The sequence below is a fragment of the Amycolatopsis sp. TRM77291 genome, from assembly GCF_054166285.1.
Genome location: NZ_JBSZHF010000001.1, coordinates 4,549,789 through 4,560,072 on the forward strand (window position 1 = coordinate 4,549,789; position 10,284 = coordinate 4,560,072).

The 10,284-nt window shown below is 70.1% G+C and carries 11 protein-coding genes; 2 read left to right on the forward strand and 9 right to left on the reverse strand.

Features of this window, described 5'->3' with window-relative positions; translation table 11 throughout:
- Positions 1-192: 192 nt before the first annotated feature.
- The 9 genes from ACXIZN_RS20945 to ACXIZN_RS20985 form a co-directional block, all read right to left on the reverse strand.
- A complete protein-coding gene (locus ACXIZN_RS20945) occupies positions 193-2,121 on the reverse strand; it encodes a peptidoglycan D,D-transpeptidase FtsI family protein (protein ID WP_457956366.1) in 1,929 nt (642 codons plus the stop codon).
- The gene (locus tag ACXIZN_RS20950; protein ID WP_457956368.1) at positions 2,121-2,831 is read right to left on the reverse strand and encodes a hypothetical protein; all 711 of its coding nucleotides are present in this window, start codon (positions 2,829-2,831) and stop codon (positions 2,121-2,123) included. Before ACXIZN_RS20950 ends, ACXIZN_RS20945 begins: the two co-directional genes overlap by 1 nt.
- A complete protein-coding gene (gene rsmH, locus ACXIZN_RS20955; protein ID WP_034312074.1) occupies positions 2,828-3,787 on the reverse strand; it encodes a 16S rRNA (cytosine(1402)-N(4))-methyltransferase RsmH in 960 nt (319 codons plus the stop codon). Before rsmH ends, ACXIZN_RS20950 begins: the two co-directional genes overlap by 4 nt.
- Positions 3,788-3,991: 204 nt before the next feature.
- Positions 3,992-4,423, reverse strand: coding sequence for a division/cell wall cluster transcriptional repressor MraZ (gene mraZ, locus ACXIZN_RS20960; RefSeq protein ID WP_005156436.1), 432 nt, complete (start codon positions 4,421-4,423; stop codon positions 3,992-3,994).
- Positions 4,424-5,188: 765 nt separating this feature from the next.
- The gene (locus tag ACXIZN_RS20965) at positions 5,189-5,359 is read right to left on the reverse strand and encodes a YbaB/EbfC family nucleoid-associated protein (protein WP_457956369.1); all 171 of its coding nucleotides are present in this window, start codon (positions 5,357-5,359) and stop codon (positions 5,189-5,191) included.
- A 34-nt stretch (positions 5,360-5,393) separates the two neighbouring features.
- Positions 5,394-6,146, reverse strand: a complete 753-nt coding sequence (locus ACXIZN_RS20970; RefSeq protein WP_457956371.1) for an ESX secretion-associated protein EspG — start codon at positions 6,144-6,146, stop codon at positions 5,394-5,396.
- Complete coding sequence (locus ACXIZN_RS20975; RefSeq protein WP_457956373.1) at positions 6,143-6,721, reverse strand: PPE domain-containing protein; 579 nt, start codon at positions 6,719-6,721, stop codon at positions 6,143-6,145. The genes ACXIZN_RS20970 and ACXIZN_RS20975 overlap by 4 nt, the downstream gene beginning before the upstream one ends.
- A 10-nt stretch (positions 6,722-6,731) precedes the next feature.
- Positions 6,732-7,259, reverse strand: a complete 528-nt coding sequence (locus ACXIZN_RS20980) for a DUF3558 domain-containing protein (RefSeq protein WP_457956375.1) — start codon at positions 7,257-7,259, stop codon at positions 6,732-6,734.
- A gap of 4 nt (positions 7,260-7,263) precedes the next feature.
- A complete protein-coding gene (locus ACXIZN_RS20985) occupies positions 7,264-7,617 on the reverse strand; it encodes a hypothetical protein (protein ID WP_126734978.1) in 354 nt (117 codons plus the stop codon).
- A 272-nt stretch (positions 7,618-7,889) separates the two neighbouring features.
- Here ACXIZN_RS20985 and ACXIZN_RS20990 point away from each other — a divergent pair, with 272 nt between their 5' ends.
- Both ACXIZN_RS20990 and ACXIZN_RS20995 read left to right on the forward strand, forming a co-directional pair.
- Positions 7,890-8,969: an AAA family ATPase gene (locus tag ACXIZN_RS20990; protein ID WP_192745615.1), complete on the forward strand. Its 1,080-nt coding sequence runs from the start codon at positions 7,890-7,892 to the stop codon at positions 8,967-8,969.
- A gap of 18 nt (positions 8,970-8,987) precedes the next feature.
- On the forward strand, positions 8,988-10,262 hold the full coding sequence (locus ACXIZN_RS20995) for a DUF58 domain-containing protein (protein WP_192745616.1): 1,275 nt from the start codon (positions 8,988-8,990) through the stop codon (positions 10,260-10,262).
- The last annotated feature ends 22 nt before the right edge of the window (positions 10,263-10,284 follow it).

Genomic DNA, 10,284 nt, shown 5'->3' on the forward strand with positions numbered 1-10,284 from the left:
CAGCGCGGAGACCCGTTCACGCACAGCGACGATCATGTTTCGTCGCTTTCGCAACGTGGGTACCGGGCCGCTCAGCCGTGGTGACCGAAGCCGTAACTCGCGTGTCCGGGGCCGTAACTCGCGTGTCTCCAGGCGCATGACCGAGTTACGCCTTCAAGCACGCGAGTTACGCCTTCGATCACGCGAGTTACGTCAGGAGAGCACCAGCGGTACCTGGGGCGACGGGCCGTCCGAAAGCGGGATCTGGAACCGCTGCGCCAGGTACGCGGCCACCGAGTGGAAAAGCGGCGCGGCCGAGAGCCCTTGCTGCAGGGTGGCGTCCGGGGCGTCGAGCCGGATGCCGATCACGAAGCGCGGGTTGTCGGCGGGCAGGATCCCGGCGAAGGTGATGTTGTAGAGATGGTCGCTGTAGGTCTTCGTCTTCGGGTCGACCTGCTGACCGGTGCCGGTCTTCCCGGAGATCTGGTAGCCCTCCAGCGCCGCCTTCGGCCCGGTGCCGCTCTGCTGCCCGCGCCCCTTCTGCGTCACGGCGCGCATCATGTCGCGGACGGTCTTCGCCGCCTGCGGGCTGATCACCTGGACGGTCTTGGGCGCCGGTTCGGGGACGACGGTCCCGTCCGGATTGACCTTCGCCTTGACCACCCGGGGTTCCACGCGCAGGCCGTCGTTCGCGATGGCCTGGTACATCCCGGCCATCTGCACGACGGTCATCGAGAGCCCCTGCCCGATCGGCAGGTTCCCGAAGGTCGTGGCCGACCACTGGTTGGGCGACGGCACGAAGCCCGGGCTCTCGCCGGGCAGGCCGAGTCCCGTGCGCTGGCCGAGCCCGAACTTCTTGAGCAGTTCCGCGTACCGGTTCTCACCGAGTTTCTGCGCCAGCAACAGGGTGCCGACGTTCGACGACTTCGCGAAGATGCCGGTGGTGGTGAACTGCTGCGTGCCGTGATGCCAGGCGTCCTTGACGATCTTGTCCGCGACCTGCAGCGAGCCCGGCACCGGCATGGAGGCCTCCGGCGTGGTGATCCCCGCGTCGATCGCACCGGCGGCGGTGACGATCTTGTTCACCGAACCGGGTTCGAACGGCGTGGTCACCGCGCGGTTGTTCAGGTTCTCCGTCTCGCTGCGCGAAGCAGGGTCGTTGAGGTTGACGGTCTTGTCGTTGGCCAGCGCGTAGACCTCGCCGGTCTTGGAGTCCAGGATGACCGCCTGGCCGCCCTTGGCCTTCGACTTGACGACGTAGTCGCTCAGCTGCCGCTGCAGTTCGTACTGCAGGTCGGTGTCGATCGTGAGCTGCAGGTCCGAACCGGGGACGGCGTTCTGGATGTCCCGCTCGGTGCCGGGGATGACGAGGTTGTCGTTGCCGTTACGGGTGTTGACGATCTTGCGGCCCGGCGTTCCGGCGAGGTCGTTGTCCCGCGAGGCTTCGAGGCCGTAGCCACCGTGCAGGTTGTGCTTGGAGACGTCCTTGTCGTCGGTGCGCCAGTTCGCGTAGCCGACGATGTTCGCGCCGATCGAGTCACCGGGGTACTCCCGCTTCGAGCGCTTCTCGACGCTGATCCACGGGTATTCCTTGACGATCGCCTCGGCGACCGAAGGTTCGATGTCGTGGACCAGGTAGGTGAACCCGTCCGGCTTGTGGAACTTGTCCAGCAGTTCCTTCTCGGTGATCACGCCGGGCAGCTTGGCCGCGATCAGCTTCGCCGCGCCCGCCACCTCGGACTCGAGGTTCTTGCCCTTGGTGGGGTTCTTCGCGGCGAAGTCGTTCATCGTCTTGTGGAGCCAGTTCAGGCTCACGGCGAGCGTGCGCACCTCGACGCTGAACGCGATCTTCGTGCCGTTGCGGTCCAGGATGGACCCGCGCTGCGCGGGACTTTCGATCACCGACGTCCGCTGCCGTTCCGCCGCTTCGGAGAGCGCGCCGGCCTCGAACCACTGCACCTGCACCAGTTTGAGACCGGCGAGCACCATCACGACGATCAGCAGGATCCGGACGCCGGTGAACCGGCTCCGGTTACCTCCGTTGCCCCGGCGGGCGGTGGCACGACGGGTCCCGGCGGCGTAGGTCCGCCGCGTGCTCCCCGCCGACCGGGCCCTGGCCTGCGCCGGGCGGCCGGGCGACATCACTGACCTCCCTGCGCCGGGGCCGCGTTCTCCTGCGGTACCGCGGGCTGGTCGCCCTCGTACGGCGTGCCCTGCTGCGTTCCCTCGGCGGGCGGCGGCGCCGTCGACTCGGGCGAGGCGACGGGCGCTTCGGCTTCGGCCTTCTTCGGCTCACCGACCACAGTGGACTTTCCGTCCGGGCCGACCACGATATGCGCGGGGTCGCCGCCGGGCACCATGCCCAGTTCCCTGGCCTTGGGCGCCAGCGAAGCGGGCGACTCGGCCTTCGCGACCTCGCGCTGCAGCCGCTCCTTCGCCTCGGCGAGCCCGGCGTTGGTCGTGCGGAGTTGTTCGAGCCGGTACGAATCGGCGATGGCCTGCGTGGTCAGCCACAGCGTGCACGCCACGCCGACGGCCAGCATGCCCATCATCATCAGCACGAACGACGCCCGCGAACGCGGCCAGCGCAGGGAAAGCTTCTTCTTCGGCTCGTCCTTGCCCGCGCCGCCTTCCGCGTCGGGACGGTTGCGCTGCTGGTCTCGCTGCAGGAGGTCGGCGCGCTGGGCGCGGCGGGCGTACGCGCGTTCGGCCGCCGAAGTGCGGCCGCGGGAGGCACGGGTGGACTTCGTGGTCTCGGTGGTTTCGGGCGTCTGCTCGACCGTGCTGGTCGCGCGGGCACGCCGTCCGGGCGCCGGTGTCCGGCGGCCGCGGGACTTCGCGGGAGCGGTCATCGTGCTCGGTCTCCGATCCGTTCGGCGGCGCGCAGCCGCACGGAGGCGGCCCGCGTGTTCAGTTCGGTCTCCGCCTCGCCGGCCTTCTCGGCCCCTCTGGTGAGCAGTTTCAGTTCCGGGCCGTGGCCCGGCAGTTCCACCGGAAGCCCTTCCGGCGTCCGGGATTTCGCCAGTTCCGCGAAGGCCTGCTTGACCAGCCTGTCTTCGAGGGACTGATAGGACTCCACGACGATGCGGCCGCCGACGGCGAGCGAGGACAGCGCCCGCGGCATCGCCCGCCGCAGCACCTCCAGCTCGCCGTTGACCTCGATCCGCAACGCCTGGAACGTGCGCTTCGCCGGATGCCCGCCGGTGCGCCTGCTCGCCGCGGGGACCGCGTCGTACAGCAGCTCCACCAGGCGCCCGCTGCGGGTGAAGGGTTCCTTCTCTCGTTCCGCCACAACGGCTTTGACGATCCGCTGGGCGAACCGTTCCTCGCCGTAGTCGCGCAGGATCCGGATCAGCTCGCCGGGCGCGTAGGTGTTGAGCACGTCGGCCGCGGTGAACCCGGTGGTCGGATCCATCCGCATATCGAGCGGGGAATCCTTGGAGTAGGCGAAACCGCGCTCGGCACGGTCGAGCTGCATCGAGGAGACCCCGAGGTCGAAGAGGATCCCGTCCACTCTGGACAGTCCGAGACCTTGCAGCGCGGACGGCATCTCGTCGTAGACGGCGTGCACGAAGTCGACCCGGTCACCGTGGCGCGCGAGCCGTTTCGCGGAGAGTTCCAGCGCGTTGGGGTCGCGGTCGAGGGCGACCAGGCGCAGCAAGGGGAACGCGGTGAGCAGCGCGTCGGAATGACCGCCGAGTCCGACGGTCGCGTCGACCAGCACGGCCTCGCGGTCGGAGAAGACCGGCGCGAACAGCTCGACGATGCGGTCCAGCAGCACCGGTACGTGCTCGTGTTCGTCTGCCATGTCTTCCCCCCTTTCCTGTAGTGCCGGGGAAGATGCCGGATGCCGTCAGGTCCCTGTCCGCCCGCCTGCTGACCTGGTACCGGGGAAGGTGTACCAGGGCCACTGAGCGGACAGAGGCCTCACGGCATCCGTGTGGACGGTTTCCGGAGTGTCCGAAGCGTGAACCCGCGCCCCCCGACGGCGTGGGTGCTTCCTCGGCCACGTCTAGAAGACGCCCGGCAGAACTTCCTCTCGAGCCTTCGCGTAGCTGTCCTCGTGTTCGTCCAGGTAGCCCTGCCACGCTTGGGCGTCCCAGATCTCAAGCCTGGTGATCGCCCCGATCACCACGCACTCCTTGTTCAGCCCGGCGTAGCGTCGGAGCTCGGACGCGATCGCGATACGTCCTTGCCCGTCCGGGCGTTGTTCGTCCGTCCCGGCGAAGAGATAACGCTGGTAGGCCCGGACCGCCTCGTTCGTGAACGGGGCGTCGGCGACCTTCCTCGCCATCTGCTCGAACTCGGCCCGGGGAAAGACGAAGAGACAGTGATCCTGTCCCTTGGTGACCATCAGCCCACCGGCGAGCGCGTCGCGGAACTTCGCGGGCAGCGTGAGCCGCCCTTTGTCGTCCAGTTTCGGGGTGTGGGTGCCGAGGAACACCGGCTCCACCTCCCTACCGATCCCGGCTGCGAACAACCGAGCTCGGCCACGGGGCTCCCTTCTGCCCCACTGCGCACCACCGTACCCCACTTTTCACCACAGTCAACGCGGCAAAAGCCGCGACCACTCCGTCGTGTCAGACGTTTTCGCTGGTCAGCCAAGTGGGGCCAGGTGGGGGCTCGGTGGGGGACGGTGGCCAAGATCCCCCTGGGCGGGTATCGAAGCAACCTCATCCATGCCTGAGACGTCCGGAAATCGGCAGCCAGAACCCTGCTGTGGGGCAGAGTGGGGGTGAAAGTGGGGAATCCAGTGGGGCGCGGTGGGGATGGCCGGGGACATTGTGGAGGGTGACGACGTCGGGTCATCCCACGACCCGTGTCGACAAAGGACAGCGGTCCCGTCCTCGTGAGTGGTAAGGACCGTTCTAACCGTCCTTACCACTCACGAGGCTCGGCACCGGTGGACGACACGAGCGCGGCCGGGGTACGCCGAGAGTCGTCCGCCTGATCACGCGTGTCGTCCGTCCAGTCACACGTGTCGTCCGTCCAGTCACACGAAACCGTCACCCGCGCACCGGCAGAACGTAGATCAGCGGCGGTGGCGCTTGCGGCGGCGTCCGTTCATGCCCGGCGTGGCCCGGCGGCGCCTTGAGCCGTTCCGGCGAGACGCCGTATCCCGGATCTCGAGAGTCCGGTCCGCGGTCCTCGTGGTCGCCTTGCGGTAGGTGCTCATGATGAGCGACGCGAGCTGGGCGGGCGGCCGCTCCTATGCCTGCGGGGACAGCGAGAGCGATGTCAGCCCACCACCGGCGTTGACCGTCACGGTGACGAGCCGATCCGGGCTGCTCAAGGTGACGACGTTGTTCTCCAGATCGGCTTCGCCTGTTCCGCCTTGGCAAGCAGGGCGGCGCTGCGCCGCTCCTGTTCGCGCAGCCACTCCTGCGGATCACACACGTGGCCACCGAATGGCGCTAGCGGTCCTCGTCCAGCAGCGAAGCCAGCCGCGCGGCCAGCCGGGCACCGTCCACAGGGGACACGTTCACCCACGCCTGCCTGCCGCGCCCCTCCGACCGCGCCGCGCAGTACGCGCCGACGTCGGTGTCGAACCAGGTCAGCCCGCCGGCCCGGTGCGCCCGGCCGTCTCGGCCACGGGTCCGCACGGTGAACTGGCCCGCGCTGTAGACGGGCCGCGCCTGGATCGCGAGCACCTCGCGCAGCTGACTGTCCGAAGCCGACGATCGCCCGCCGTCGCCGAACACCGGGTCCTCCAGGTCGTCGCCGAAGCGCGCCGCGGGGAGGCTGACCCCGTAGCCGGGGCCGGGCCGCAGTTCGGGCAGGACGTCGACGATCGCGGCGAACACCTCGCCGTCGGTGATCCCGGACAGCGCGATGGTCTGTTCCGGCTGCGTGGCCAGCACACCGTGCCGTCCGCGCGCGGCCGCGACCGCGCGGAACGGGGTCTCGGCGGTCATGTCTGCCAGCGCTTCGCATTCGACGTAGACCTCGGCGCGCGCGAGCAGGTCCAGGCGTGCTTCCAGGGCGGCGTCGAGCCGGTCCCCGTCGTAAAGGCCCCGTTCGGCGAGGTTCTCGTAGACCGCGCCGCGGATCTCGGCGCGTTCCGCTTCCGTGACGCCGACACTGCGGACGGACAGCGGCCAGGGCGGGGCCGCGTGTCCCAGATCGGACCAGAGGACGTCGAACGCCGACGCGGAAACGCGGATCAAGACCGCCCCAGCTCGGGCGGCTTCCCGAAGGAGACCTGCGGCGTCAGCGAACGCAGGGAGGCATCACGGGTGTTCATGACGTCGACGGCCTTGCGCCGCGCCTCCTCGGCCTCCGCGTGCTTGGCCTCCATCTCGTCGGCGAGCGCGGCGAGGAGCGCGAGGTTCCCGCCGGCGGCGGCGCCGCGGATCATCGCGCCGGGGTCGTAGTCCACCGGCGGAGGCATGTCGGCACGGGCCCGCGCCGCCGCTTCGGCCTGCCCGGAGACGGCCTTCCCGAGCGCGGACGAGATGTCCGCGGACCAGGTCAGCCAGCCGGAAGCGGTGGCCAGCACGCCGCGGAGCGCGTCGCCTGCTTCGCCGCGCCAGTTCTCTTCACTGCTGCCGATCAGCCCGGCCAGTTCGGACGTCGCGTCGTGCATGCGCCGCGCGAGCGCGTCCCAGGCGGCGCCGATCCCGCCGGCCGCTTCGGGATCGTTGCCCGCTTCGACCTCGGCGGCCAGCGCTTCGTGGCTGTAGGCCTCGTACCGCGTGGCCGCGACCGGGACCTCGCGGCCCGGCGTCTCTCCTTCAGGCACGGCAGTTCTCCTAAGGCAGTTTGGGTTCGGCCAGTCCCGCCACCGTCATCGCGCGCTCGCAGGCGAGCGGGGTGCCGGTGAAGTTCGTGTTGCTCACGTCGATCTGGACGCTCGCCTTCTCCCCCATGCCGAACAGGACCGCGCAGGTCCCGTCGGCGGCCTTCTTGTCGGCGACCTTGAGCGCGTCCCGGCCGCCGACCTTGGTCTTGGTGGCGGTCTTGCGCGCGACCTCGAGATCCTTCAGGCCGTTGCGCTCGTCCACGGTGATGGTGACGCCGAAGGTCGCGGGCACCGTCCAGTCGCAGGCGCGGGCGCCGTTGATCTCCTTCGCGACGCCGAGCACGTTCAACCCCGCCGTCGACCGGTCCTGCGGGCCGAGCAGCGCGCACGGATCCAGACCGCGATCCGGCGCGGGCACCGAAGACGAAGGAGCAGGCCCCGCGGCGGCCGGAATCTGCGTCTGCCCCGCAGCCCCTTGCCCGCAGGCGGACACGGTCAGCAGGACGAGGACGCCGAGTGCGGCGAGGCGGGAGTTCATGGGGTCAGCCGCCGACACAGTCCACATCCGCCGCCGCTTGTTCATCCTGTCGGGTGTACTTCGCCAGGGCCTTCTCGATCCGGTTCTTGAGCGCCTCGAGTTCCTTGCCGAACGCCGTGAGCGCCTCGACCGCGGAGCCCTCGGCGCCGATCCCGTACTGCGCCATGAACCTGCCGACCTCGTCCGCGTATCCCCCGCCGAGGGGAACCGTGCGGCCGAGCACCTTGGCCTCGCGGACCATCTGGCCGACCACGTCCTGCAGGGCGGAGATCTTCGCGTGGGCGTCGGCGGCAAGCTCCGGCGCGACCGCGAACCCGCTCAGATCGAACCGGGGCTTGGCGGTACTCACCTCGCTCATAAGCGATTACGCCTCTCCGTAGTCGAGCGACCTCGCACCGGAGCATACGACAAAACAAGGCGTCAGCGGGAGCACCTGAAAACGCGCTCACCTCACCCGATCGAGGTAAGGTCTCCGGTTGCACAGAGTCATCGACTGGGGTTGGCGGGGTTCCCCCCACGAGTTCGCCCGAGTTTGACACACTTCGTGGGAGGCTGACCGCTGCCCGGGGGACTGAAACGGTCCGGCAGAGGACCCAGCGGAAATCCAGCCACGCGGCATCAGGAGGTCGAGTGACGTCGAGAATCCAGTCTGCGACGCCCGGCGAACACCAGGGCGAGCAGGCAACCGGGCAAGCCCCGTACCCCACGGGCGCCGCCTCGGTCAGCGGCCGGCAGAACGGCCGTGAAGCCCCAGCGTCGCTGGACGAACTGCACGAGACCGCGCGGCGGATCGCCGCCAACGTGGAGCGGGTGCTCGTCGGCAAACCCGACGTCATCCGGATCGCGCTCGTGACCCTGCTCGCCGAAGGCCACCTCCTGGTCGAAGACGTCCCCGGGGTCGGCAAGACCTCGCTGGCGAAGGCGCTGGCCCGCTCGATCGACTGCACCGTCAGCCGGATCCAGTTCACCCCCGACCTGCTGCCCAGCGACGTCACCGGGGTGTCCATCTACAACCGGCAGAGCGGCGAGTTCGAGTTCCGTCCCGGTCCGGTGTTCGCGAACATCGTGGTCGGCGACGAGATCAACCGCGCCTCGCCGAAGACGCAGTCGGCCCTGCTCGAATGCATGGAAGAGCACCAGGTCACCGTCGACACCTCGACGTACCACCTCGAAGAGCCGTTCATGGTGATCGCCACCCAGAACCCGATCGAGATGGAGGGCACCTACGCGCTGCCCGAGGCCCAGCGGGACCGGTTCACCGCGCGGGTGTCCATCGGCTACCCCGACCAGCAGGCCGAGCTGGCCATGGTCGACGAGCACGCCGGGCACAACCCGCTGGCCGACCTCGAGCCCGTCTCCGACCGCCAGTCGGTGCAGCGGCTGATCGAGACGGTGCGGTCGGTGCACATGTCGCCGGAGATCCGCCGGTACGCCGTCGACCTGGTGGCCGCGACCCGTCAGGTGCCGGAGATCCGGCTCGGCGCCTCGCCGCGGGCTACCCTGCAGCTGGTCCGCGCGGCCCGCGCGCAGGCCGCGCTCTCGGGCCGTGAGTTCGTCGTCCCGGACGACCTGCACACGGTCGCGGTCCCGGTGCTGGCCCACCGCATGGTGCTCACCACGGAGGCGCACGCCGCCCGCCGGTCGGCCACCGACGTGGTCCGCGCGATCCTGCACCGCGTCCCGGTCCCGCAGGGCTCGAACCACCGCTGAGTAAAGGAATACGGGGCCATGCTGCGTGCTCTGTCCGGCCTGACCACACGCGGCCGCTGCCTCCTCGCCGCCGGCGTGGCCGCGGCGGTGTGCTCGTTCGTGCTCAACGAACGGGATCTGCTGCGCGTCGCGGTGTTCGTCATCGCCCTGCCGCTGCTGGTCGCCTTCTTCATCTCGGCGACCCGGCTGCGGCTGGGCGCGGCCCGCTCGCTGCGCCCGGAGCGGGTCGCGGTCGGTTCGCCGGGCGAGGTCCAGCTCGAACTCTGGCGTGACGGCAGGCTCCCGGCGGGTGAGGTGCTGCTCGAAGACGGCGTGCCCTACGCGCTGGGTTCGCGGCCGCGCTTCGTCGTCGAACGTCTCCCCCACGACCGCCGGGTCGCGCTGCGCTACCCGCTGCAGCCGGTGCTGCGCGGGGTCCAGCAGGTCGGCCCGCTGCGGGCGACGATCACCGACCCGTTCGGGCTGTGCGAGTTCGAACGTGAGCTGATCGGGCACTCCCGGTTGGTCGTCGTGCCGAAGGTGGTCGGCCTGTGGGGGCTGCCCAGCGGCGCCGGGATCGGTGCCGGCGACGACGGCAGTATCCGCCTGCACGCCGGGCAGGGCGAATCGGACGTGATCGTCCGGCAGTACCGGCAGGGCGACGACCTGCGGAAGGTCCACTGGCGCTCGACCGCCCGCCGCGACGAGATCATGGTCCGCGTCGAGGAACGGCCGTGGCGCGGCGGCACCACGGTGCTGCTGGACCACCGCGCGGCGGCGCACCACGGCACCGGCCCCGCGGCGAGCCTCGAATGGGCCGTCTCGTTCGCCGCCTCGGTGTCCCTGCACCTGCGCCGCTCCGGTCACCGGGTCCGGCTGATCACCGAACACGGCCAGACCCTGGCCGACACCCCCGGCGAGGGTGGCGAGCACTACGACAACGTCGTGCTCGACGTCCTCGCCGCCCTCCAGCCCGCGCACCAGCGCGACATCACCCTCGGCCACGACCCGGCCGAGGGACAGGAACTCATCGCGGTGCTCGGCACGGTCAGCAACGAATCCGTGCACGAGCTGTCCCGGTACCGCCCGCGCGGGATCCGGAGCCTCGCCGTGCTGCTCGACACCCCCGGCTGGTCGTCCGGCGTCAACCGGCCCGAGAACCGGGCCGCCGCCACCGAGGAATCGGTGGCGCTGCTGCGAGCCGCGGGCTGGGGCGTCGTCGTCGCCGGTCCCGGATCGCCCATGCCGCAGGTCTGGGCCGAGCTCTGCCAGACGGCCACCCGCCGGGGCACGCTGATCGGAGGCGGCCTGTGACCGCGACCGCGCCACCCCGGTG